Source organism: Paenibacillus sp. P4_A9, from assembly GCF_056402415.1.
In genome coordinates, this window is record NZ_JBFUHL010000002.1 from 208033 (window position 1) to 231584 (window position 23552).

Consider the following 23552-nt stretch of genomic DNA (forward strand, 5'->3'; position numbering starts at 1 on the left):
CGGTTAACCAGCAGTAGCTGCACTTTCTTGCTTACTTTTGATTTCAATGAACATCTCCTCACGCTGCGACTCCTTGAGGATCGGGCAACTGAAGCACTTCGTTCCTTCTTCGCGGCGGTAATACATACAACAGGAGGAGCGCATGAGAATTTTTTTGCCTTCTTGATAAGGGCTATCTATGTATTTCGGCTCATGGACGAAAGGATTTATCTTACGGCCAAAAACGTCTGGCGTCAATTGCTTCGTCAACACCTCGTAGTCAGAGATGAATTGTTCGCGGACTTGTGGACGAGGGTCATTTTCCAGCACATAATCACGAACAAATGTCATTCGTGCCGCAAATTGGTTCCAAATCATGGCTTGGTTCACTTTCGCTTGTTCAGCGATAACGGCAATAACGGGGCTTATGAGGTTCGTGAAAAGTGAGCGCATCTCCAACTCGATGAATAGATCACGATCTTCAGTCGGAGCTTCCTTCCACTGAACATTTACTATCTTATATCCGACATGCGCATGGTCGCCATGATTCTCGATATCAAGCGCAATATGGTCTAGCTCGATATCTAACCACTGATTATACTGGGCAAGGAATAGCTGGATCGTAGCCACTAGGTTAAAAAGTGTGAGTCCCAAGTACGACGCTGAAATGTCCAACCCTTTGCCGCGGAGCAATGTTTGCCCTTGCTGCAGGATGCCTAGCATCGTCGGTCCATCTAAAAGCTGCCGTCCTGGAATGTGCAGGAGGGGCTCTTCCATTCCTTTAGGTGAAATATGAAAATACTGTTCAACTAGCGAAAAATCGACGTTCGTCTCGATGGGCATCGTCAGCACGCTCCAATGTGTAATAATGATTATCGTTATCAATGTAATTCCTTTGATCATACTGGATGCGAGACGAACGTGTCAATTTGGTTTCTTCTAGAAAAGGTAGGCGGGTCCTACAAATAGAACACCACCCAATCCATATGGACTGGGTGGTGCATGTACAACAGAGTCTTACTTCCGATACAACGCATAGCCTGGATTCTCAGGCACATCAATCGCAATGATGCGTAACGCTTGCTCACTGCCGGCCTGCAAGTGAAGGGCTTCGCCTTCACCCGTCGCTTGAGCCACTACAAAATCCTTGTGGGACAAGGTTTTGCGCCCTTGACCTTGCTCTAGCCCTTGCTCCTGCCCCGCCGCGCCAACTTCCCCCGCACCTTCCCCGCGAATCACAAGCAACGCCAGTTTGCGTCCCGGTTCCAAGCTGTAGCTGAATGCCGCGCCAGGCGCAAGCTCCCAATCATACATCCGTACATCTGTATCCAGCTGGATGGGTGCGTCTCCACCGATCACGGTTTTTAGCGTAACTCCAGTCTGCTCGTTAACCGGAAACCGCTCATGCTCATATTGGTTGTAGGTAGCTGGCTTCTTTACGGTATCGCTCAAATGCGGCTCAAACCAAATCTGCATCGCCTCGCTGCCCGCTCTGCGGAAGGCCTCAGAGTGATAAACGCCCGAGCCTGCTTGAATCACTTGCGCGCCTCCGTTCGTCACGGTTTCCAAGGAACCGAGGGAGTCGCGGTGCTCCACGAGCCCGTCGATCACGTAAGTGACGATCTCGAACGCTTTGTGCGGATGCATGCCGATTTCCGATACATCGGATGCTTTGCCCCATGCCCAGTAGAATAGAGGGCCGACACGATCTACCGCTGTCTTTTCGCCGGGGAAGCTGATGGCCCGTTGTTCGACGAATTTTCCGCCATCAAATGCTCCGACGCCCTGCTCACTAACCGAATATATATGAATGCTCATGAGAATCACTCCTTAACTATATTATATTTAATAACTAACTTTATGTAAGTAGTATATCGCCTTTTATTCCAGATGTCAAAAGGTTTTCCGCACGCAGCGTGATGATTCTTGACTTCCTCCCTTTGCGCACACTACAATCTATAGTGTAAGGAGTGTGGCCTAACGTGAAAATGCAAAACTTTAAATTAAAGGAAAGTGGACTTAACCGCTTTTTCGGTCCTCTAGAGTCCAAAATCATGGAAATTCTCTGGAACAGCTCCTCAGAAATGACGATCAAAGACGTCCAACAGAAGCTCGATGAAGACAAAGCGATCAATTTCAATACCGTAATGACGGTGATGAACCGTCTTGTGGACAAAAAGATTTTACAGAAGCACTCCGTTGCCAGATCGTTTCATTATAAGCCGGTTGTGACCATCGAAGAGTTCATGGAAACGCAATCCAAAGAGCTGACGTATGACCTCATTGAACAATTCGGCTCATTAGCGGTTACCCATATGGTTGATGCGCTCGATAAAGTTGACCCTGAGCTACTTGACCAGTTGGAGCAGCACATTCTACTTCTAAAAAAGGATCGATAACGATGACAGAATCGCGGTTCAAATGGCTGTACGCGGCTGCACTGGTGATCGGAGGCACGATTGTATGGCAGATGGTTGCCTTCCTCCTAGGGCATTTGTTTCACTGGAGACCTTCTCACAATCTATTTGATTTGTGTCTCATTCTCTTTCACTATCTGCACGTGCCTGGCCCTGTACCTATGACCTTAGTGAATGGGCTGATCCTCTACACGATGGGGTCGATGGTTTGGCTTGCCGTCAAGCATGGCTATGATGTGGTCAAGGCGAATAAGCTCGTGAAGAAATATCATGACGCTGCACTTTCTTCTGAGTATGCCGAGAACTTCGAGCTGACACAGCAGCAACTTCAAATCGTCCGCTATAAGGCTCCCCTTGCCATGACCATTGGCTTGTGGAAGCCGCGCATACTCGTCTCGACGGGACTTATGGACATGCTGGAGCCTAACGAGCTTCGCGCAGTTATTGAGCATGAGAAATGCCATGTACAGCACAGAGATCCCGCGGCTATTTTCCTGCTTGCGCTGATCTCGAAGTCGATGCGATATATCCCTATTTTTGAATGGATTGCACACAAATATCCCATGATGATTGAGCTCCGCGCGGATAAGTATGCGATCGAACGGATGGAGCAAGCCACGGACTTAGGCAGTGCGCTGCTTAAGCTGCTCAAGCAAACAACGAAGCCGCGGTTTCCGCTCTCGCATGCTTCTTTTGCAGAGACGTCTATGAATGTGCGCATTCAGCATATTTTGGATCCACAGAGGAAAGTAACCTTACGCTGGCCGCTTTTTCGACTAGCGATGTCTGTACTCATTTTCATATTAGTAATGGGGCTTATCTAAGTAAGCCCTTTTTATCATATTTGGGAGCTTGTCTGAAAAGAATTGACAACCTCTGCATTTTACACTACGATTTGTAGTGTAACTATTTTCCGAGATACGAAGGAGAGAATAGCATGGACTACATAATGAAAAATCTACATTTTATATTTACTCACGTTCCGATTGCACTATTAATTTTCAGCTTTGTTTTTGATGTCGCGGCCCTTATTTCTAAAAAGAAGGATTGGCACGCAGCCGGTATGCTTTGCCTTGTTGTTGGGGCGCTTGGCGCGATTGCCGGTGTTCTGACGGGACCTGAGTCACGGAATACGCTTGCCCACTCTCATGAATTTTACGCAAAGCTAACGATGTTCGCTGCTATTGTGCTAGCCGCTGTACGCGTTGGGTTGCTCATTTGGAAAAAGCTCGAGCTTGGTCGCAACCCGATCTTCCTCGTTGCTTCTCTGGTGGTAGTGATTCTGGTGAGCTACACAGGACATCTTGGCGGCAAAATGGTACACCGTGATATGCAAGGCGGTCCTGGCATGATGCAGGGTGGCCCTGGCGGTGGTGGCCCTGGTGCAGGCGGTCAACAAGGCGGTCAAGGAGCCAACCCTCCTGCCGCTCCAGCGAAATAACGAACGCAAAAAGCGGTAGACTAGGACGAGCAAAAGCTCCTAATCTACCGCTTTTATATGGGGAAGGCTATTCGTATTTAGTCCTTGAAGGTTAACCCTGCTTCCTGCAAAGAAGTCCTAAGCTTAGGTAAAGTTGCGGGTCCCATACCGTGAAATTTCATAATATCTTTTTCACTATACGTCGAGAGTTGTTGCAACGTCGTTATTCCGTTGTTTTCCAACGCTCGTCTTGCGGGGGCTGAGAGTAGGGAGAGAAATCCGTTCTCGGGTCTTTTTTCTTCTTCGCATGTTGGGCAGGTCGGACAATCTGTACTTTTATGATACTTGTGCCCTTTGGGGCATGTTCTTAGAGTCTTTGGTGTTACGGCCATGACGCATCTCCTTTTCAGTATGAATGATGATTAACGTACTACCATTCTATCAAAAGAAAAGCTTTAGGTCGCCGTGTATAAAATAAGGCTAAATATCTCATGATAGCGGTTGTACTGTACATTTTGACGAGGAGGTAGCGAACACGATATGACAAAAACAGACTCCAGTTTGCAATCGCAAAATCCGATCTCATCTGCACAAAATTCCGTTGATAATGTTCACCAAGCCGTAAATCATGCCTTGTCTCACCCGACAGCGCAAACGACGGAAGAAGCTCACAATGCAATTGCCAAGGCGGAAAATGCCGTAGCGCAGGCATGTCTCCAATCGGATAGCCCTGCAGTGCAGCAAGCCATGGATTCCTTGGATGAGGATAAGGCAAGGCTGGACACGATCGAATAACGTAATAACCATGGAGAAAAGCCGTATCCCGTAGATAACAACTACAGTGGAGACGGCTTTTTTGGCATTTTTTTAAGGGATCATTCCATGCTACACTAATAAAGTGAACAGCTTGTCAGCCTTGTCTTCATAATTTCGTAAGAATTTTAATAGCAATTTTGTAAATAGTGTCTATTATCATTAGGCTAGTACGGTGGGTTGAAGTGAGATGAAGAAAAAGGGTGCGTGGACGTGACGAAATACCAAGTGCTTGTGGTCGATGACGATATCGACATTCAGGAAGCGATTGAGATTTATTTGAAAGGCGAGGGGATGGAAGTCAGCAAAGCGAACAACGGCTTGGAAGCGCTGCGTGTGCTGGAGGAAAAGGAGATCCATTTGATCATCCTCGATATTATGATGCCGAAGATGGACGGGATCCAAGCGACATTCAAGATTAGAGAGAGCTGCAATGTCCCGATTCTGATGCTTTCCGCTAAAACAGAGGATACGGACAAGATTGTGGGCCTCAATGTCGGCGCTGACGATTATTTAACGAAGCCATTCAATCCGCTAGAGCTCATCGCTAGAGTGAAGTCGCAGTTAAGACGCTACACAACACTAGGCCCCTTTGGAACGATGGAAAAGGCGGCAAACGAGGAATTAAGCGTCCGCGGTCTTGTGCTCAATCAAGTCACCAAGGAAGTCACGGTCGATGGCGAGGATGTGCGCATGACCCCAACAGAATTCAAAATTTTGGAGCTGTTGATGGTGAATAAAGGGCGCGTATTTTCCATCGATGACATTTATGAAAAGGTTTGGAAAGATCCCGCCTTTAACGCCGAGAATACCGTAGCTGTGCATGTACGCAGAATTCGCGAGAAAATTGAAATCAATCCGAAGGATCCGAAATATTTGAAGGTGGTGTGGGGTGTTGGCTATAAAATGGAGAAGTAAATCAATCTCGCTTGTGCTGCTAGTCGGTGTTTTCATCATGTGGACATTGACTTTATTCGCGGCATCGAATGTGTATAAGAACAGCGTTTACTTGGGTGAGGACGCCTATTTCAAAAGCGGGACATTCGCCAGGGAAATGAATTCCGTCTATCAGAACATTCAGTTGGTTCATCTGGAGGCTCCGCATTTTAGTGAGAAAACACCGGAAGAGCAGCTCGGCGATAATGAATATTATACGGTGAAGCGTGAAGCAGAACGAACCATACAGGATCGTCTCATCAATTTGCAAGAGAAGTACAGATCGCGTATCGACACGGCTCGCAATCATGAAACCAATGCAGACGTAGATCGGTTGGAAGCTGAAAGAGACGCGAAAATAGCGGAGTTAAATAAGGAGAAGGATGCTGCTTTTGAACAAAAGCTTAAGGCGGCAATTGCGGCTAAGCAAAAGCAATTCTTGTCAGCCAAGACGAATCTGGATAACCGTCTCAAATCGCTTTACTACGTCGTGAAAAATTTAAAAACCGGCGAAACCTATAGCAATATCGCGCCTGAAGAGCTGCAAAAATTGCGGGATCAGCAGGCGTTCATGTATACACTGACATTACCCAAACTAGATGAACCGAACAGAATGTCGTACTTAATGAACATTGATCAGGTCAACGCTACGTACTACATCTTGAACCCTTCGCAAGGCTCGGGCATTATTCAATCGGGTTATCTCTCATTCCAGTCCATGAAGAATCAAGCGACAGCAACGGTTTACTTGCTCGCAGCACTTGTGATTCTTACAATCGCGCTAACCTACTTTGCAAGAAAATATCGTGCCGATGACATGACGCTAATCGATATCCAAACGGGGATAAGGAAACGCTTCCCGCTCGATGTTCGGGCTTGGGCAACCTTTATCGCTGCTGCTGCGCTCTTCGGTATCGTCATGGAATCGGAGCTTTATTACTGGTCCCCGACCTATATAAGCCTATATCAAATAATCATTGTCCTCATCGCTTCCGCATTACTTGTTATTGTGTACAGCGGCCTTCGTGGTGCAGTCGCACTGCTTAGACATCCGGAAGCTCTTGCCCAGGAGTGGAGCGCTAGCTTAACTGCGTCGTTCTGGCAAACTGTTAAAGATACCCTTGAGCAACGAGGTTTGCGTTTCAAATTGTTAGTCTTTATGGCGATCATCGCGATCATGGGCTTCTTGCCCGTATGTGTGGTTGCTTCGAGTGGGGAAGAGGCTGTTATCGTCTTTACATTTGCTTGGTACATCATGTTCCTTCTCTTCGTACTGCCTTACATGATGCGGAAGATTAAGCAGCTTCGTGCCATCATCAACGGCGTGGAACAAATGTCGCAAGGCAACTTCGATGTGACCTTGCCTGCCAAAGGAAAAGGCCAGCTGTCCCGCATGGCGATGAACATTAACAATATGAAGTACGGCTTGCAGCTTTCACTGGAGAAACAACGCGTCAGCGATCGTCTCAAAACAGAGCTGATTACGAATGTTTCCCATGATTTGAAAACACCCTTAACCTCAATTATCAATTATGTCGATTTGCTTAAAAAGGAAGGCTTGTCCGCTGACCAATCCACCCACTATCTCGAAGTGCTAGATAGGAAAACGCAGCGGCTCAAGGTACTCATCGAAGATCTCTTCGAGGCGTCGAAGATGGCAAGCGGAGCAACGGAGCTTTATTGGGAAAAAGTCGACGTCTCCGCCCTGCTGACGCAAGCCTTGGCGGAGTTCAGCGACAAAATCGAGGCGTCCTCGCTGTCCTTCCGAGTAAACGTGCAAAGCCCGCATATGTATGCTCTGCTGGATGGCAAAAAAACATGGCGCGTCTTCGAGAACCTTATCGGCAACGCCTTGAAATACGCCTTGCCAGGAACGCGTGTCTACGTCACGTTGACGGAAAATAATGAGCGCGTCATTTTCATCATTCAGAATATCTCGACGCATGAGCTTAATTTTGGCGTAGAAGAGCTGTTCGAACGCTTCAAACGCGGCGACGAGTCCCGCTTAACGGAAGGCTCCGGCCTTGGTCTCGCGATTGCCAAGAGCATCGTTGAGCTACAAGGTGGCACGCTCACGATTGACATTGATGGTGATCAATTCAAGGTTATTGCCGAATTTGAAAAACGGGATTTGCTGGCTGTGCCGGAGGCGTAGCCGAAATGGCATGGAAAAGGAGCTAAGCGTGTACTTGCGCTTAGCTCCTTTGTTTTTTACAAATACCTAGAGTTCTTGTTCAGCCATTTCAGATCGAGAGGTTAATTCGATGAAAAAGGTTGCATTATTGCATGCTTCACAGCTGTATTCACGAAGAGAGAGGGACCCTCGCCATATACAAGGCTTTAGGGATACCCTCTCTCTCTCATTTTAACTCCAACTCTAACTCCTCCAACGTATACCGGTTGTCCCACAAAAAAACCATGTCATACTGTGTCGAGTCCCTCGAGACAAACCTGGCAATAGCCGCAATGACCCCGCCTATGATCGTTCCGAATGCCACAATCCACCCCATCAACGCAAACACTTGATCGACCATGTACATGCACTCCTTTGAGGTGTGATGAACGCCTAATCTATCCATATGCGCGTTGATTATGAAACATGTGTGACAGTTGGAATGCCGATCATCACGAGTATAGACATCGGAAATGTCGGGCTCTGATAGTTCCGTTATAGTCTTTTTCTCCGATTGACACGTTCAGAAGAGGGATGGTAAGATCACCCTGTAAGGTTTGAAAAGGCATCTTTTGGAAAAGTTGGCAGGCACATGATGTGCCCAACTCATTAACGCAAAGGGGGGTTTCACAATGGATATTATGGTAATTGGTTTTCACGCACATCATAAGTGGACACATGTCCAACCTAATTTCATAGATGGTAACCCGCTGGTTGGCCCGAGCATTTAAATTGGCATGCTCGGCTGCTAGCACCCCTTCCTATACGTAATGTTGTGAAGCGCGGGTTACGAGGAGTTCGTAACGAGCGCTTTTCTGTTTCATAGAAGGCATATCGCTGCGTGCGGTATGTCTTTTTGCGTCTTTAGGTGTCTATTGCACCAGTGGAGAGGAGTGACAAGAACGCATGTTTACTGTATTAAAAAAATTAGCTTGGTTTTTCCGAATGAACTGGAAACGCTACACAATCGCCATAGGGCTCCTTATCATTGTAGGTATCATTGATGTCTTGCCGCCGAAGCTGATTGGTTATGCGATTGATGGGATACACATGGGCACCTTAACGGGGCCCAAAATGGTTCAATTGCTCGTCTTTTGGGGTGTACTCATCGTCGTTAGCTACGGGCTGTCTTACATTTGGCTGTACCAGCTGTTCGGCGGCGCCTTCGTATTGGAGCGCGTGCTTCGCTCTCGATTTATTCGGCAATTGCTGAAGATGACGCCAACATTCTATGAGCGCAACCGCACAGGAGATCTCATGGCGAGGGCCACGAACGACCTGCAAGCAGTGTCGACAACAGCTGGGTTTGGGATTTTGACCTTCGTGGATTCCACGCTGTTCATGTTAACGATCCTGAGCATGATGGGGTTCTTCATTAGCTGGAAGCTGACCTTGGCCTCGATATTGCCACTTCCAATTATGGCTGTAGCCATTACGATCTATGGGGGTCGCATCCACGAGCGGTTTATCCTTGCGCAGGATGCATTTGGGCAAATGAACGATCGTGTGCTAGAAACGATCGCAGGTGTGCGGGTTATCCGTGCTTTTGTACAGGAGAAAGCAAGTGAACACAATTTCGCGACGATGACGGACGACGTTTATCGTAAAAATATCGCCGTAGCGGTCATTGACGCTCTTTTTGAACCAACGGTCAAAATTCTCGTAGGGATTTCCTACCTGATCGGGCTGTGTTACGGAGGCTATCTTGTGTTCCACAGTGAGCTGACGCTTGGAGAGCTCGTGTCCTTCAATACCTTCTTGGGTATGCTGATTTGGCCGATGTTTGCGATAGGTGAGCTGATGAACATTATGCAGCGAGGTAACGCATCACTAGATCGTGTCAACGAGACCCTTGGCTACAAGCCTGATGTCAAAGAAGTGCCTAATGCGGTGACGCAGATGAAGCCGGATTCCATCCATTTTGAACATGTAACCTTCCGTTACCCGTCCTCATCCATTGATAATTTGGTCAAAATGACGATCCGCTTAGAACGCGGACAAACGCTCGGCATTGTCGGCCGAACAGGCAGCGGCAAAACAACGCTTTTGAAGCAGCTGCTTCGCGAGTACCCTGTCGGTCAAGGCGCGATCACGATTACGGATACACCTATCGAAGAGATCGCGATCGACACGCTCCATAGCTGGATCGGTTATGTGCCGCAGGAGCCGATTCTTTTCTCCAAAAGCGTCCGCGAAAACATCATGTTCGGCAAAGGGCAAGGCACCGAAGAAGAACTGCTGCGTGCGCTTGATCTAGCTGCCTTCCGCAAGGACGTCGAGTTCCTGCCGGAAGGCTTGCAAACACTCGTCGGGGAAAAAGGCGTCGCCTTATCCGGCGGCCAGAAGCAGCGCGTATCCATCGCGCGGGCACTGTATGTCGATCCGGAGATACTCCTGCTCGACGACGCTCTCTCTGCGGTAGATGCCAAGACCGAAGCCGAGATCATTCGCGGCATTCGCTCCGAGCGTGCGGGCAAAACAACCCTGATCACCACGCACCGACTCTCCGCCGTGCAGCATGCCGATTGGATTGTTGTGCTGGATGAGGGCTATATCATCGAAGAAGGCACGCACGAGCAGCTTCTTGCGCTTGGCGGCTGGTATAAAGAGCAGTATGATCGGCAGCAACTTGAAGAGCAGACGGTTGGGTAACCCGAAGTGAAATCCAACCTCTAAATAGAAGAAACAAAAGAAAAGTAGGTGAGACTCCTGATGAAACAAACGGAAACAACGAAATCAATGAAATCAACAAAAATAACCAAACAAACCGGCAAACGGTTGTTCCAATACGCAGCAAAATTCAAGCAAACCTTGCTCATAGCGCTAGTATTCTTATCCTTGGCTGTTGCGACCGAGCTTGCGGGTCCTTTCATTGCGAAGCATATGATCGACACCCACATTCTCGGCATCGAGAAGCCATGGTTTGAGACTCAGTCCGCGACGAAGAGCGAGAAGGCAGTGGCTTTCGGGTCAACCTTCTATAAGCGGAGTGATAACTTCGCAGAAGGCGAGCCGAAAGGGAAAGAGGTTCGGATTTTACAAGTAGGGGGCAAGTTCGTCTGGTTAGATCAGGCCCTTCCTTGGGATGGCGTACGCAAGCTTACGGAAGAGGGCAAGCTGCTCGTGACTCAAGATACGAAGCAAGCCGAATATGTGGTGAAACGGCTGAGCGTGCAAGAGCTGTACAGCTTTTATAAGCCGCAATGGGCGGATTTAATGACGCTGGCGGGGTTCTATGTGATCCTGATTTTCGTGGGAGCGGGCCTTACGTACGGGCAGAAGTTTTTGCTTCAATCCGCGGCGAACCGCATCATTCAGCGCATGCGCAGGGACGTGTTCGCGCAAATCCAGCGACTGCCGATCAACTATTTTGATAATCAGCCTGCGGGCAAAGTCGTCTCACGCATCACGAATGACACCGAGTCTGTTCGGGATCTGTATGTGCAGGTGTTGGCGAACTTTTTTACAGGTACGATCTACATCATTGGTATTATCGCCGCTATTTTCATACTAGACTACCGTTTGGCCCTCTTCACGCTGCCGATTATCCCGATGCTGGTCGCATGGATTATCGTTTACCGGAAGTATGCTTCCACGATCAATCACGAAATCCGGGAGCGCATCAGCGCGATCAACGGGATGATCAATGAGGCGATTCAAGGAATGACGATCATTCGTGCTTTTCGCCGGCAAAAGGAAACGACCGAAGAGTTCGAAATTCTGAATGAGGAATATACGCGGTACCAAAATAAGCTGCTCAGTCTGAATTCCTTGACCTCTCATAATCTGATGAACGTGGTGCGGAACTTGTTCTTTTTCGGCTTGATCTGGTATGTCGGCGGCAGTTCGCTGAATACCTTGATTACCATTGGCGTACTTTACGCCTTCGTTGATTACCTCAACCGAATGTTCCATCCGATGGTAGGTATCGTGAATCAGCTGCCGAATTTGGAGCGCGCATTGGTGTCGGCGGACCGTGTGTTTGAGTTGTTGGATGAAAAAGGGATAGACGTTGTTGCGGAAAAAACGGCGCGTTACAAGGGCAACGTGAGCTTCGAGCACGTTCGCTTTGCATACAAAGAAGGGGAAGATGTGCTGAAGGACATCTCCTTTCAGGCAGGGCAAGGGCAGACCGTTGCCCTCGTCGGGCACACTGGTTCAGGCAAAAGCTCGATCCTGAACCTCCTCTTCCGCTTCTATGAGGTCAGCGAAGGCCGCATCACGGTAGATGGCCGCGACATCCGCGAGCTATCGAAGCAGCAGCTTCGTCAGCACATGGGCATCGTGCTGCAGGACCCGTTCCTGTTCACGGGGACGATTGCGTCCAATGTCTCCTTGGACGATCCGTCCATCACCCGGGAACGGGTGGAGGCGGCGCTGCGCGAGGTCGGCGCAGCGGAAATGCTTGGTGCGCTGCCGCACGGCCTCGATGAGCCCGTTATCGAGAAGGGCAGCACGCTGTCTGCTGGGCAGCGGCAGCTGATCTCTTTTGCCCGGGCGCTGGCGTTCGACCCGGCGATCTTGATCCTCGATGAGGCGACGGCCTCCATCGACACCGAGACCGAGGCCATCATTCAGGCCGCGCTCGATGTGTTGAAGAAGGGGCGGACCACCTTCATCATTGCTCATAGACTGTCGACGATCCGCAGCGCCGACCTCATTCTTGTCCTAGACCACGGCGAGATAGTCGAGCGTGGCAATCATGAGGAGCTCATGGGGCTCCTCGGGCGGTACTACCAAATGTACCAGCTGCAGGCTGGACATCCGGAGATTGCTGCGGCTGCGGAGGACGCAGTTTCCGAGCCGTTGGTAGGCGGTGTGCTTGGGCGTAACGACTAGGTCGCGAGTCGTGGACGAAACTCGACAAAAGGCTAACGACTCCGACTTTCCAATATGCTACAATGAAACCAATTCAGATTTGCACGAAATGGAGGAGTCGTCTATGCGTTCCGATACGAAACGTTTGTTAAATTTGGTGCAGTTGCTTTCCGAGATTGCGATTGCCGTTGGGTATTTAATTGGTCTAATCCCATTTGTGTATGCAGTGTCGTGCCAGTGGGTCATCCCACTTGTCTTCGTCAATCTAGTAATAGCCTTCCTTACGGGTAATGGGACTACGCTGAAAAACATCATCAACATTGCCTTAGCGTTCCTCAGTCTCATTCCTTTGCTCGGGTACGTATTCCGTTTCGTCGGAATCGTGGTCTCTGGGCTTAATTTGAAAGAGTTGTCAAAGGCAAGAAACAACTAATTAGATGTAGTAAAAAACGGATGGTGCCAATTGGCGCTCATCCGTTTTTTTGTGTGTAGAGGGAAATGCACCAACGATTGCGTGTTAATCCTCAGATTTTTTCGACTAGCTCGGGTCGTATTATTCCCCAGGCACCTATTAGTCCGAAATTGTCGAACTAATCTCACTGTCCGTATCAATAAATGCTATTTAGTCCTAGATAGCCCAACTAAACCGACCTAACGACCCTCCCTCCAGAAAAAAAGGGCAATTAGTTCGGCAGAATCTGACTAATGTTCTTCTTTCACAGTAATTTCTCGTGTTAATTCGGAAATATCGGACTAATGCAAACTCCGGCGAAGAACTCCAACGCTATTTTGTAATCAAACTTTGCAGCTTTTTATACTCTTCGTCACTTATGATATCTTTGGAACTTCCATAGTTTAATGTAAACAGCTCTCCATCTTTATCTTGATACTGTTTTATAAATCTTCCTGACCCAATATCTTTACTATCACCCAATATACCTATTACTTCTTCATAAGTCATTTTGGGTGAAATTTGCTTTAGTTGTTCTTTTGTGACTGTTTTAGTTTGATTCTCTGTTGAAACAATATCCGTTCGTTTGTTTGGCGATTTATCAGAGTCTAAACAACCGACCAAAAATAATGTTAGTAATAATACAGACAACATTGTTTTAAAAATTCGCACTTAATCGCCCTCCTGTTCAATCGCCCCCCTCTAATACGCCAACCCCACGCGGCAGCCTATGTACGCGCCCTCCACCGCGACGCGGTAGGTGAACGCCGCGGTGTCGCCGACGGAGATGGACGTTCCGCCGTCCGGCAAGAAGTCGCGCTCCGCGCGGAACTGACCCTGCGCTTCGCCGTCGGGCAAATACGTTGGGCACACGACGGTCCAACTCAGGCCCGACGCGGCGAGCAGCGCCCACGCCGTGCGGTGCTCCTCGGCTGCGCGAGTCGAGGAGCGCCGCGTGTCCGGCGCCTCAAAGCGCAGCAGCCCCGAATGCTCGCGGCTCTGCAGGATGCCGGCTGTGCCGACGGTGACCACGCGGCTCACGCCTGCAGCCCTCATCGCCCCGATGAGCAGGGGCGTCGCCTCGGTCAGCACTGTGCCTCCATCGGTGCCAAGACAGCTTATGACCGTTTCTACGCCGGTCATGGCACGCTCAAGATCCGCTGCGGAACAAGCATCACCTTTTAATAAGGTGAGTCGATCAGATCGCAGAGTTACTTTGTCGATGCTGCGCGCAATGGCAGTCACCTCATGACCGTCCTGCAATGCGTGGTCAAGCACACGCTGTCCCACACGGCCAGTAGCACCTAATAATAAAAAATGCATCTTTATGCTCCTTCGGTATGTATTTCTTTTCCCCAGTATACCAACAAAGTACATAATGAAGAAAACCCCGCCACCTTGTCTGGTTTGAGGGGTCGTCCTAGTTACCTATTTTCTTATGTCCCCTATTACAGCTTAGCTACGAATGTAAAGGAGATGGCACGTGTGAAAATGGTTGGGTTGTACACGGTGATAATATAAACGGTGTCGCTTTGGTTGTAAAAGCTAGTTGCGTAAGCAGGCAAGGAGTTTTGACTCGAAATAAAAAATCCGCCACTTATCGGTTTGTAGGCTCCGCCTCTGAATGTGAAGGTAAAGTAGGTGTTCGCCGAGATCGTACGATTGAAAAAGAAGCGTTGGAACCCGTTGCCTAAGTCTGTTTTGCGATTCGCTTTTAGAGGTGTGGAAACGGCTCTAACGATTCTTGCTTTTTTTGCGCTCATGGGTCATCCCTCCTTCTTCTCTAGTAAATGCTAGATTCAGAGATACGGTGTGGATGAATCTACCTGTCAATTCATATCATTTTTGAAATATAAAATTAATATGTTCGCCGTTAGCTTTGGACTGTTTGCCGAGGCGACTTGAACCGTCTCACCGAATCCAGCATAATAGAAGGTATTGAGTTCAAATGAAGACGGGATAGAAGGGAATTTCGGAGCATGAGAATTAATAAGTTTATTAGTGAAACCGGCGTGTGCTCCAGACGTGAAGCGGACAAGTGGGTCGAAGCACGGCGTGTGACAATCAATGGTGAAATTGCTGGACTGGGCAGTGTGGTTGGCCCTGGCGATGAAGTTAAGGTAGATGGTCGTGCGATCGGCGAGAAGAAAGAGCATGTGTATATTGCGCTTAACAAGCCTGTGGGGATCACTAGCACAACGGAAGCACATATTAAAGGGAATATCGTGGATTTCGTGGGGCATTCTGAGCGTATATTCCCTATCGGCAGATTGGACAAGGACTCGGAAGGGCTCATCCTGCTGACGAATAACGGGGATATTGTGAATCAGATCCTCCGTGCGGAGAACAATCATGATAAAGAATATATTGTGACGGTGAATCGACCGATTACGCAGATGTTTTTGCGAGGTATGTCGAGTGGCGTGCGAATACTGGGCACAATGACGAAGCCTTGCGAAATTGTGCAAGTAAATGAACGTGTATTTCGCATCATTCTCACGCAAGGTCTGAACCGGCAAATTCGGCGGATGTGCGAAGCGTTTGGGTATCGTGTCGTACGTCTCCAGCGAGTTCGCATCATGCATATTCAATTAGACAATTTGAAGGTAGGAAAATGGCGGAATCTAACGCAGGGTGAGCTGAAGGATTTAATGCAGATGCTTAGCCAAGAAAATGCCAAATCCGAGCAATAGCTTGATCTCATCTAATCAAAATTAACACATGCAGGATCATTCGTTCAACGAATGCTCAAGCATGTGTTTTTTTTGGCATCGCACTTATTTGAAGAAGGTTATTTTTGTTAAAATTTTCTAAGTAATACGCAACCTTTTTCCAGAATTCACCGTCAAGTAATATATGGCAATTGGACACGTCCAAGCAGCTGCCAGACATGTAAATCTACATGTTGTATGGAGAACACTAAGGAGGAAGATGACTTTGAAATTATTGAAACAAGCAGGCACGATGGTACTCGCTTCGACATTGTTGCTCTCGGTTGCCCCGACAGGGGTATGGGCGGAAATGGCCTCCGGTTCAGGAACGGCCTCCATGTCATCTCCTGCCTTCCCAGGACAAGTCGATACCCCGGCGCTCGATGCCAAAATCACCAAAGAACAAGCACTTGAACGTGCCAAAACTTACATAACATTGCCCGCTGACTATACATTCCAATCGATCAGTTTAAATGCGTACTATGGGGCGAATGGCCAAAATACCCCTACGTGGAACATCAGCTATACGAAAAAGGTAAAAGATCGCTTCTATGGCTCCGCCAATATCTCCATCAATGGCGTGGACGGAACCTTGACTGCCTATTCGATGAATGACAATGATCCTGACCATAAGCCATCGTATCCGCCTAAGGTGGATTTTCAAGCTGCGAAGGAGCTGGCTGCTGCATTCATCGCTAAAGTAAACCCAGAGAAGCAGAAGGAGCTTCTTTACGATGATTCGGTAGAAAAAGCGTTCCGCACACCGCTTGACGGCAATTATCAGTATAATATCCGCTATGATCGATCCGTAGGAGGAGTCCCCTTCACAGGGAATGGACTTAATGTCAACGTCAATGGTGACGGTCAAATTATAAGCTATTATTACAATTGGGACGATAAGGTGACTTTTGATCAAACGAGTACACCAATTTCTAAAGAGAAGGCGGCCCAGCAAATCCGTGAGAAAACGGAGCTTTCCTTGCAGTATCAAATCCCGTATAACACCCAAGGCAAACGAATTCCGATTATTGCTTATGTGATGAATAGTTTCGCATTGGATGCAGCAACAGGAGAGGTGTGGAACCCACTTCCTAGCGTGAACGGCAGTAATAAGCCTTTAACCGATAAACCGCTGGGAACGAATCCGCCAGCTACCTTGAATTTGACGAAGGAAGAAGCAGTTAAGAAGACAGTATCGACGTTTAACCTGTCCTCTGACTACAAGCTGCAAGAAGCTAATTATAATGAATCGAAAAATCCTGAAACAGGCGAGACATCCTCGAGCTGGAATATGAGCTGGAACAAGGCAACGACGGATACATCAGCAGGCGGGAAAATGATTTCGGGGAGTAACATTTGGGCAACTGTAAATAGTAAAACCGGGGCCATCATCAATTTCAATTTTTACGTACCTTATAGCAATGAAAACGAAAAGCCTATCGAGGGCAAGATTTCGTTGGAGGATGCGATCTCGAAAAGTACGGACTTCATCAAAGAACAGCTTCCTGCTTCCACGGACCAACTCGTCCTTAATGTTCAGAAGGAGTATTCCGAGGACATGCTGAAGCAAATGCGCACATGGGAAATTAGCTATAAGCGCGTCATCGACGGTGTTGCTGTGGGCAATGAAGAGGTGCGGGTAAGCATTGACCGTGAAACAGGAGCGATCTCGAATTATTATGTATCGCTAAGCGATGTGGCTTATCCTGCACAGAAGCCAGAGGTCATTTCGATCGATAAGGCAAAGGATCTGTGGCTGGCACAGTTCGATGTGAAGCTCGGCTATGTACTGGAGAGCAATGGGAAACTAGGCCCTTTGCCGATGGAGAAATATCGTTTGATGATGGCAGCAGGGGAGCTTCCTATGTCAGCGGTGAATGAAAAGGGAGAATCGAAAGCGAAGCTCGTATATTCCCTCATTTCCAAAAATCCGAATCGCGAGAGCTTCCTTCTGGATGCCCAATCCGGTCAATGGCGCAGTGCACAATCAGGTGAAGTTATCTCCTTGGATAAGGTCATAGTGAGTGATATTGAGGACCACTGGGCGCAAAACGAACTTCAACTGATGCTTGATTATCAAGCCTTGGATGTGAAGGACGGCAAAGTGAATCCAGACCAACAGATTAAGCGCGGTGAGATGGTCAAAATGCTGGTTATCGCCATGAATGGCGGGAATGGGGGCATTTATTACGGGGCAGAGCGCGCGGCGTCCTTCGCTGATGTGAGCAATGGTTCCAAATATTTTGCCTACGTTGAAAATGCGGTTGATCGTGGGTTGCTTGATGTAGGTAAAGAATTCAATCCGGAAGCTACGATGGATCGTGAAGCGATGGCACAATTGATCGTGAAGGCGCTTGGTTACCACAGCCTGACGAAATTTGACGGTGTATTTAACAGTCAGTTCGCGGATGCTGGGAAGCTGGCTCACGTGGGAGATGCCGCTATTGTGGTAGGACTGAATATTATGTCGCTCAGCGATGGTTACTTCTCACCACAGGAGGAAGTGACGAAAGCGCAGGCTGCAAGCGCGTTCTATCGCTTCTTGCAAAAAAGATCCGAATTGCAAGAGAAGCCGCGGTATTACTATTAATCTTTAGAGATTCGACATAGAAACGACGAAAGACCTCTCAATACAATATTGAGAGGTCTTTGTTAGGCCGTTAGGCCGTTAGAGCTAATCTCTTTTGAAAAGTAAGCAGCACAACTGACGATAATGCTCTTTCATATGCTCTTTCGTATAGCTTTTTTCGTTTTTGATATGAAAATAGCCGATAGGTGAGATGGAGCAAATGATCGTATGTGCTGCAAAATCTGGATCCGCAAGCTGCTGTTGTGCAGGTCCAAGGGACTCGTGAATAAGCTCCGACAATTTATCGCGGATGAAATGGTACATAGGGGATAGGAAGAAGTTGCCGCGGCCATCCTCGCACTTCAAATCAATCTTAGATGCCATGGCAACGATAAGCTCCGCTTTTTCCTCAATCGCATCGATCCATAGATCCAAAATACCGTTTAGTCGATCAATGGGAGTATCTTGCTGATGGTTCTCCAGATATGACAAAATCTCATTGATGAATTGCCTGCCATAATGCTGGAGAACATCGAAGCAAAGGTCTCCTTTATGCGCATATCTACGATAGAGGGTAGCTTGTCCAATGCCCGCCGTTTTGGCAATCTGATGCATGCTGACCGATTGAACGCCATAATCTTGAAAGAGTTGTTTGGCGGTTTGAAGTATTAATTGGCGATTTTCCATGGCGTCCTTGCGTTCATGACGAATGGACATCTGTAACCACCTCATTAGATGTGAATTTATTGTGTTCTTATTGACAAAGAAACGAAATTTCTGTTAGCATCATGATTGTAAACGGACAGCTGTCCGTTTGCAGAAGAAGTTATTGATGTTCGTGTATGTCTGCCAATATGTATTGTACAGGGTATACTATATACGGTCAACGATAGACAAGAGAGTAGTTAATCGGATGGAGGGATGACATGTCATCACAAGCAACATCGAAAGAAACAGAAGCTCCGTTTTCAATGCGCAGCATTTTGGGGCCGCTGATAGCGATTGTCGTTGGTATTTTCATGGTTATTTTGGATGGAACAGCGGTAAACGTTGCGCTTCCTAAGCTGCAAGAAGAGTTCAATTTGTTGAACTTATCACTCGTCCAATGGACGGTCATTGGTTATGCATTGGCACAAGCCGCGGTTATTCCGTTGGCAGGCTGGTTATCGGATCGCTTCGGTGCCAAGAAAATTTTCCTAATCTCCGTAGGTCTCTTCACAATTGGCTCCGGTCTTTGTGCGTTAGCGAACTCGGTTGAAATGTTGATTGCTTACCGTATTATTCAAGGCTTAGGCGGCGGTGTCGTTGTGCCGATTGCCATGGCTTTCATTTATCGTTTATCTCCGCCAGGTAAAGTAGGGGCCGTCATGGGTATGATGGGGATTCCAATCTTACTAGGTCCAGCTCTTGGTCCAGTTGTTGCTGGTTGGTTAGTTGAGTATCATAGCTGGCAGTGGATTTTCCTTATTAATTTGCCTATCGGTGTTATTGGTATTATCTTAGGTATTCGTACATTGCCTAATATGCAACGTCAGAGCGTTGCTTCCTTAGATTTGCTGGGCATGCTTTTAGGACCTTTAGCTTTCGCGGCACTTGTTTACGGTGTGTCCAACGGTGGTATTGATCCAATTACGGGTAAATCCACATGGACAGATGCAGATACGCTGATCGGTTCTGGAATCGGTATAGTAGCACTTATTCTATTCATTATTGTTGAATTGAGACAGAAGAACCCGCTCTTGGAGCTTCGCGTATTTCGTTCAGGAAACTTCACCAAAGGGATTATCGTGCAATGGATTTCACAGATTGCCATGTTCGGTACGATGTTCCTTGTTCCTCTATTCTTACAACAAGCGCACGGATACAGCCCATTGAAAACGGGATTGATCATGCTTCCGCAAGCTTTGGCTTCCGGATTGTTCATGCCAATCGGCGGTAAGCTATCCGACCGTTTCGGTTCTCGTCCGCTCGTTATAGCAGGTATGGTTCTAACGACAATTTCGGCATTCTTGCTTTCCAATATTACTGGCGAATCAGGTGTAGGCACGGTGATGCTGCCGCTTACTCTTCTAGGAGCGGGTATGGGACTATTCATGATGCCGCTGAATAATCACTTGATTCAATCGGCACCTCAGAATTTGGTTGGTCGTGTAACGTCATTGACGAACGCGGCTCAGCAAGTCATGATGTCCTTCGCCATTGCGATCTTGATGACAATTTTCAGTACGAAATTTAAGGATTTGATGGTTGAGTCAGGCAAACAACAGCCAGATATAGGCTTATATGCTTCTGCGTTCGGACATACATTCCTGATTTTGCTCGGTATCGCTATTGTTGGCGGTCTGCTTGGTTTGATGCTGCAGAAGCCTAAGAAAGTGGAAGGCGATTCCGAGAGTACGGCTGAAGTTCCAATGATGATTGGTCATTAATCGAGATGAAAAAAGGAACCGCACCATCAAGGTCAATTGACCTTGATGGTGCGGTTTTATTTATGACCGCTGCTGCCAACGATAGTTGCGTACAGAACGCATCAAATATGTTACAATCAATGTTAAAATTCCATAGAAGCTGTACAAAGAAAGGGTGTTGAGAGATGGTTGTAACTGGTAAAGTGGGTTTGGAAGATATTATTAGAGCCAATCATGTGCTCAGCAGGGTGATCGAACCATCGCCGTTGCAACGCAATGAACTGCTCTCCAGCCAATATGAATGTAACGTTTATCTCAAACGTGAAGATATGCAAATCGTGCGCTCGTTCAAAATTCGCGGAGCTTACAATGTGATCCAAAGCTTAACGGAAGTGGAGCGCGCGGCGGGCGTTGTTTGTGCGAGCGCCGGTAACCATGCGCAGGGTGTAGCGTACTCCTGTAAGCAGCTAGGAATCGAAGGGAAAATCTTCATGCCGACAACGACTCCGCGGCAGAAGATTTCCCAAGTGAAGCTGTTCGGCGGCTCATTCGTGGAAGTCATCCTCGTAGGCGATTCCTTCGATGATTCTTCGACCCAAGCCAAGGCGTATTGCCTGAAGGAGAATAAGGTGTTCATCCATCCGTTCGATGATGTGCGCACGATTGCCGGGCAAGGGACGGTAGGGCTGGAGATTATGAATCAAATGCCGGAATCACCTGATTTCATCTTCGCAACGATTGGCGGAGGTGGACTGGCTGCAGGAGTCGCGACTTATGTGGCAAGTGTATCCCCGCGTACGCGTATAATCGGTGCAGAGCCGGAAGGTGCGGCTAGCATGACGGAAGCGTTGAAGCAGGGGGGCGTCGTCAAATTGCCGACGATTGAGAAGTTTGTGGACGGTGCAGCCGTAGCGCAAGTAGGCGAGATGACGTTTGAGATTTGTAAAGAAATGCTAGAGGATATCGTTATTATTCCTTCAGGCAAAGAATGTACGACCATTCTGGAGCTTTACAATAGTAATGCGATTGTTATTGAGCCTGCAGGGGCACTACCGGTGGCTGCGCTGGATGCGTATCGCGAACAGATTCGCGGAAAGAACGTCGTATGCATCATCAGCGGCGGGAATAATGATATTGATAGGATGCAGCAAATCAAAGAGAGATCGCTTGTTTATGAAGGTTTGAAGCATTACTTTATCTTGAATTTCCCGCAACGAGCAGGAGCTCTGCGTGAATTCCTGGAGGAAGTGCTAGGACCATCGGACGACATTACACGATTCGAATATACGAAGAAGAATAATCGGGACGATGCGCCAGCGCTAGTAGGGATTGAGCTTAAAAATAAAGACGATTATGAAGGGCTGATTGAACGCCTTTCTCGTAAGGATTACGGATATATCGAAATCAATAAGGATCCTAAGCTATTTAACCTTCTCATTTAGAGGAGGTTTTTTTGGCATGAGGAGTGTCATGAAATTAACATAGATTCATCTAGATTTAATTAACCATTGGTTGTATAATCATTAATTGGGACTTGAAACCTAAATTGTCGGGGGAAACAAAACGAATATGTTAACTTGTGTCACATGACGAATTATGTGAATCGTTGCGAGATTCGCTGTTATGTTAGGAATCAAAATGATACACTTAATTCGGAGTCTACTTACATAATTTAACTGGATTTGGTCAACCTACAGTGTGGGCTTCATGGTTTCAATTAAATGATGATACGATGGGGGTAAAATCGATGAAGAAGATTTTTTCAACAGTACTTATGACTGTAACGGTTTCTGCACTAGTGATTTCCGGTTGTGCCAAAAAAGAAGAGACAGGTTCATCCGCATCACCAGCAGCAAGTGCAGTAGCTAGCGACAACACAGGTAAAGACTTCAAAATCGGCATGGTAACAGATATCGGTGGCGTAAACGACAAATCCTTTAACCAAAGCGCTTGGGAAGGCTTGACGCAACTGAAAAAACAAACAAGCGCTAACGTGAAAAACCTTGAAAGTAAAAGCGATGCAGACTACACGCCTAACTTGAATCAATTCGTTAAAGACGGATATAACCTAACTTGGGGTATTGGTTTCTTGATGGGTGACGCTGTTAAAGCGGTAGCAACTCAAAACCCGAACGCGAAGCTTGCGATCATTGATAATGTTGTAGAAGCTCCGAACGTGGAGTCTGTTACTTTCTCCGAGCAAGAAGGTTCTTACCTTGTTGGTGTGGTTGCAGGTCTGACAACAAAAACAAATAAAATCGGTTTCGTTGGCGGTATCGACATCCCGGTTATCAAACGTTTTGAAGCTGGCTTCGTAGCTGGTGTTAAAGCGGTAAATCCGAACGCGAAAGTTCAAATCAACTACACAGGCGCATTCGACAAGCCTGATCTTGGTAAAGCAGCAGCAGCGACGATCTACAACGATGGCGCTGATATCATTTTCCACGCAGCTGGATCCACAGGTAACGGTGTATTCAACGAAGCGAAAGATCGCGCGAAAAGTAAAAAAGTATGGGTTATCGGTGTAGATAAAGACCAATCCCTAGAGTTTGGTGATGAAGTAACACTAACGTCCATGTTGAAACGTGTTGACGCTGCAGTACTTCGTGTATCTAAAGATGTTGTTTCAGGCAAGTTCCAAGGTGGTAAAGTCGTTACTTTGGGTCTGAAAGACGATGGCGTAGGCCTTCCTGAAACATCCAAGAAAAATGTTTCCGCTGACATCTTGAAAAAAGTTGACGAGTACAAAGCCAAAATTATTAGCGGCGAAATCAAAGTTCCAGAAAAACCATAAGCGTCTAACTGACATTATGGGTACGAACGATAGGTTTGCTTCTGTACAAACAAGGCTAGTTAT

Annotated in this window: 22 protein-coding genes; 14 read left to right on the top strand and 8 right to left on the bottom strand. The window is 47.5% G+C overall.

Annotated elements, in window-relative coordinates; translation table 11 throughout:
* Positions 1-3 precede the first annotated feature (3 nt).
* Positions 4-882, bottom strand: a complete 879-nt coding sequence (locus AC1DVJ_RS03235; RefSeq protein WP_477588303.1) for a (2Fe-2S)-binding protein — start codon at positions 880-882, stop codon at positions 4-6.
* Positions 883-996: 114 nt separating this feature from the next.
* Complete coding sequence (locus AC1DVJ_RS03240) at positions 997-1797, bottom strand: pirin family protein (protein ID WP_477588305.1); 801 nt, start codon at positions 1795-1797, stop codon at positions 997-999.
* 164 nt (positions 1798-1961) lie between these two features.
* On the opposite strand from AC1DVJ_RS03240, the gene AC1DVJ_RS03245 reads away from it, so the two are divergent.
* The 3 genes from AC1DVJ_RS03245 (at position 1962) to AC1DVJ_RS03255 (ending at position 3837) form a co-directional block, all read left to right on the top strand.
* Entirely contained in the window at positions 1962-2378 is a 417-nt protein-coding gene (locus tag AC1DVJ_RS03245) for a BlaI/MecI/CopY family transcriptional regulator (RefSeq protein WP_477588306.1), read from the top strand.
* Positions 2379-2380: 2 nt separating this feature from the next.
* Positions 2381-3220: a M56 family metallopeptidase gene (locus AC1DVJ_RS03250; RefSeq protein ID WP_477588307.1), complete on the top strand. Its 840-nt coding sequence runs from the start codon at positions 2381-2383 to the stop codon at positions 3218-3220.
* A 113-nt stretch (positions 3221-3333) separates the two neighbouring features.
* Complete coding sequence (locus AC1DVJ_RS03255) at positions 3334-3837, top strand: DUF2231 domain-containing protein (protein WP_477588309.1); 504 nt, start codon at positions 3334-3336, stop codon at positions 3835-3837.
* Between the two features lie 77 nt (positions 3838-3914).
* Here the strand turns inward: AC1DVJ_RS03255 and AC1DVJ_RS03260 are convergent, their stop codons facing one another.
* The gene (locus AC1DVJ_RS03260) at positions 3915-4208 is read right to left on the bottom strand and encodes an RNA polymerase alpha subunit C-terminal domain-containing protein (RefSeq protein ID WP_477588311.1); all 294 of its coding nucleotides are present in this window, start codon (positions 4206-4208) and stop codon (positions 3915-3917) included.
* A gap of 148 nt (positions 4209-4356) precedes the next feature.
* Here AC1DVJ_RS03260 and AC1DVJ_RS03265 point away from each other — a divergent pair, with 148 nt between their 5' ends.
* The 3 genes from AC1DVJ_RS03265 (at position 4357) to AC1DVJ_RS03275 (ending at position 7720) form a co-directional block, all read left to right on the top strand.
* Positions 4357-4611, top strand: coding sequence for a hypothetical protein (locus AC1DVJ_RS03265; RefSeq protein ID WP_477588313.1), 255 nt, complete (start codon positions 4357-4359; stop codon positions 4609-4611).
* A 231-nt stretch (positions 4612-4842) separates the two neighbouring features.
* On the top strand, positions 4843-5547 hold the full coding sequence (locus AC1DVJ_RS03270) for a response regulator transcription factor (protein WP_477588315.1): 705 nt from the start codon (positions 4843-4845) through the stop codon (positions 5545-5547).
* Positions 5525-7720 carry a sensor histidine kinase gene (locus AC1DVJ_RS03275; RefSeq protein WP_477588317.1) on the top strand — a complete coding sequence of 732 codons (2196 nt, stop codon included), beginning with the start codon at positions 5525-5527 and terminating at the stop codon, positions 7718-7720. Before AC1DVJ_RS03270 ends, AC1DVJ_RS03275 begins: the two co-directional genes overlap by 23 nt.
* 205 nt (positions 7721-7925) lie before the next feature.
* Here AC1DVJ_RS03275 and AC1DVJ_RS03280 read toward each other — a convergent pair whose 3' ends face one another.
* Positions 7926-8099 carry a hypothetical protein gene (locus AC1DVJ_RS03280; RefSeq protein ID WP_477588318.1) on the bottom strand — a complete coding sequence of 58 codons (174 nt, stop codon included), beginning with the start codon at positions 8097-8099 and terminating at the stop codon, positions 7926-7928.
* Between the two features lie 545 nt (positions 8100-8644).
* On the opposite strand from AC1DVJ_RS03280, the gene AC1DVJ_RS03285 reads away from it, so the two are divergent.
* The 3 genes from AC1DVJ_RS03285 (at position 8645) to AC1DVJ_RS03295 (ending at position 12989) form a co-directional block, all read left to right on the top strand.
* Positions 8645-10390 (top strand): ABC transporter ATP-binding protein, encoded by a 1746-nt coding sequence (locus AC1DVJ_RS03285; RefSeq protein ID WP_477588319.1) that lies wholly within the window; start codon positions 8645-8647, stop codon positions 10388-10390.
* A 60-nt stretch (positions 10391-10450) separates the two neighbouring features.
* Positions 10451-12577 carry an ABC transporter ATP-binding protein gene (locus AC1DVJ_RS03290; RefSeq protein WP_477588320.1) on the top strand — a complete coding sequence of 709 codons (2127 nt, stop codon included), beginning with the start codon at positions 10451-10453 and terminating at the stop codon, positions 12575-12577.
* Between the two features lie 103 nt (positions 12578-12680).
* Positions 12681-12989, top strand: coding sequence for a hypothetical protein (locus tag AC1DVJ_RS03295; protein ID WP_477588322.1), 309 nt, complete (start codon positions 12681-12683; stop codon positions 12987-12989).
* 351 nt (positions 12990-13340) lie between these two features.
* On the opposite strand, the gene AC1DVJ_RS03300 is transcribed toward AC1DVJ_RS03295, so the two are convergent.
* The 3 genes from AC1DVJ_RS03300 to AC1DVJ_RS03310 form a co-directional block, all read right to left on the bottom strand.
* Positions 13341-13679 carry a hypothetical protein gene (locus AC1DVJ_RS03300; RefSeq protein ID WP_477588324.1) on the bottom strand — a complete coding sequence of 113 codons (339 nt, stop codon included), beginning with the start codon at positions 13677-13679 and terminating at the stop codon, positions 13341-13343.
* Between the two features lie 30 nt (positions 13680-13709).
* A complete protein-coding gene (locus AC1DVJ_RS03305; RefSeq protein ID WP_477588326.1) occupies positions 13710-14330 on the bottom strand; it encodes an NAD(P)-dependent oxidoreductase in 621 nt (206 codons plus the stop codon).
* Positions 14331-14455: 125 nt separating this feature from the next.
* Positions 14456-14770 (bottom strand): hypothetical protein, encoded by a 315-nt coding sequence (locus tag AC1DVJ_RS03310; RefSeq protein WP_477588328.1) that lies wholly within the window; start codon positions 14768-14770, stop codon positions 14456-14458.
* 216 nt (positions 14771-14986) lie between these two features.
* Between AC1DVJ_RS03310 and rluF the strand changes: the two genes are divergently transcribed.
* Both rluF and AC1DVJ_RS03320 read left to right on the top strand, forming a co-directional pair.
* Positions 14987-15700 carry a 23S rRNA pseudouridine(2604) synthase RluF gene (rluF, locus tag AC1DVJ_RS03315; protein WP_477588329.1) on the top strand — a complete coding sequence of 238 codons (714 nt, stop codon included), beginning with the start codon at positions 14987-14989 and terminating at the stop codon, positions 15698-15700.
* Positions 15701-15944: 244 nt separating this feature from the next.
* Positions 15945-18308, top strand: coding sequence for a YcdB/YcdC domain-containing protein (locus AC1DVJ_RS03320; protein ID WP_477588330.1), 2364 nt, complete (start codon positions 15945-15947; stop codon positions 18306-18308).
* An 84-nt stretch (positions 18309-18392) separates the two neighbouring features.
* Here AC1DVJ_RS03320 and AC1DVJ_RS03325 read toward each other — a convergent pair whose 3' ends face one another.
* On the bottom strand, positions 18393-19004 hold the full coding sequence (locus AC1DVJ_RS03325) for a TetR/AcrR family transcriptional regulator (protein WP_477588331.1): 612 nt from the start codon (positions 19002-19004) through the stop codon (positions 18393-18395).
* Positions 19005-19213: 209 nt separating this feature from the next.
* Between AC1DVJ_RS03325 and AC1DVJ_RS03330 the strand changes: the two genes are divergently transcribed.
* The 3 genes from AC1DVJ_RS03330 (at position 19214) to AC1DVJ_RS03340 (ending at position 23489) form a co-directional block, all read left to right on the top strand.
* A complete protein-coding gene (locus tag AC1DVJ_RS03330; protein WP_477588333.1) occupies positions 19214-20716 on the top strand; it encodes an MDR family MFS transporter in 1503 nt (500 codons plus the stop codon).
* 164 nt (positions 20717-20880) lie between these two features.
* Positions 20881-22137, top strand: coding sequence for a threonine ammonia-lyase IlvA (ilvA, locus tag AC1DVJ_RS03335; protein WP_477588334.1), 1257 nt, complete (start codon positions 20881-20883; stop codon positions 22135-22137).
* A gap of 305 nt (positions 22138-22442) precedes the next feature.
* On the top strand, positions 22443-23489 hold the full coding sequence (locus AC1DVJ_RS03340) for a BMP family lipoprotein (RefSeq protein ID WP_477588336.1): 1047 nt from the start codon (positions 22443-22445) through the stop codon (positions 23487-23489).
* The last annotated feature ends 63 nt before the right edge of the window (positions 23490-23552 follow it).

Bases quoted from the DNA above. Each gene is read 5' to 3' on its own strand.
- rluF (WP_477588329.1), top strand. From the start codon at position 14,987: ATGAGAATTAATAAGTTTATTAGTGAAACCGGCGTGTGCTCCAGACGT.
- AC1DVJ_RS03285 (WP_477588319.1), top strand. From the start codon at position 8,645: ATGTTTACTGTATTAAAAAAATTAGCTTGGTTTTTCCGAATGAACTGG.
- AC1DVJ_RS03295 (WP_477588322.1), top strand. From the start codon at position 12,681: ATGCGTTCCGATACGAAACGTTTGTTAAATTTGGTGCAGTTGCTTTCC.
- AC1DVJ_RS03305 (WP_477588326.1), bottom strand. From the start codon at position 14,330: ATGCATTTTTTATTATTAGGTGCTACTGGCCGTGTGGGACAGCGTGTG.
- AC1DVJ_RS03280 (WP_477588318.1), bottom strand. From the start codon at position 8,099: ATGGTCGATCAAGTGTTTGCGTTGATGGGGTGGATTGTGGCATTCGGA.
- ilvA (WP_477588334.1), top strand. From the start codon at position 20,881: ATGGTTGTAACTGGTAAAGTGGGTTTGGAAGATATTATTAGAGCCAAT.
- AC1DVJ_RS03240 (WP_477588305.1), bottom strand. From the start codon at position 1,797: ATGAGCATTCATATATATTCGGTTAGTGAGCAGGGCGTCGGAGCATTT.
- AC1DVJ_RS03235 (WP_477588303.1), bottom strand. From the start codon at position 882: ATGATCAAAGGAATTACATTGATAACGATAATCATTATTACACATTGG.
- AC1DVJ_RS03310 (WP_477588328.1), bottom strand. From the start codon at position 14,770: ATGAGCGCAAAAAAAGCAAGAATCGTTAGAGCCGTTTCCACACCTCTA.
- AC1DVJ_RS03260 (WP_477588311.1), bottom strand. From the start codon at position 4,208: ATGGCCGTAACACCAAAGACTCTAAGAACATGCCCCAAAGGGCACAAG.
- AC1DVJ_RS03250 (WP_477588307.1), top strand. From the start codon at position 2,381: ATGACAGAATCGCGGTTCAAATGGCTGTACGCGGCTGCACTGGTGATC.
- AC1DVJ_RS03265 (WP_477588313.1), top strand. From the start codon at position 4,357: ATGACAAAAACAGACTCCAGTTTGCAATCGCAAAATCCGATCTCATCT.
- AC1DVJ_RS03325 (WP_477588331.1), bottom strand. From the start codon at position 19,004: ATGTCCATTCGTCATGAACGCAAGGACGCCATGGAAAATCGCCAATTA.
- AC1DVJ_RS03255 (WP_477588309.1), top strand. From the start codon at position 3,334: ATGGACTACATAATGAAAAATCTACATTTTATATTTACTCACGTTCCG.
- AC1DVJ_RS03340 (WP_477588336.1), top strand. From the start codon at position 22,443: ATGAAGAAGATTTTTTCAACAGTACTTATGACTGTAACGGTTTCTGCA.
- AC1DVJ_RS03290 (WP_477588320.1), top strand. From the start codon at position 10,451: ATGAAACAAACGGAAACAACGAAATCAATGAAATCAACAAAAATAACC.
- AC1DVJ_RS03330 (WP_477588333.1), top strand. From the start codon at position 19,214: ATGTCATCACAAGCAACATCGAAAGAAACAGAAGCTCCGTTTTCAATG.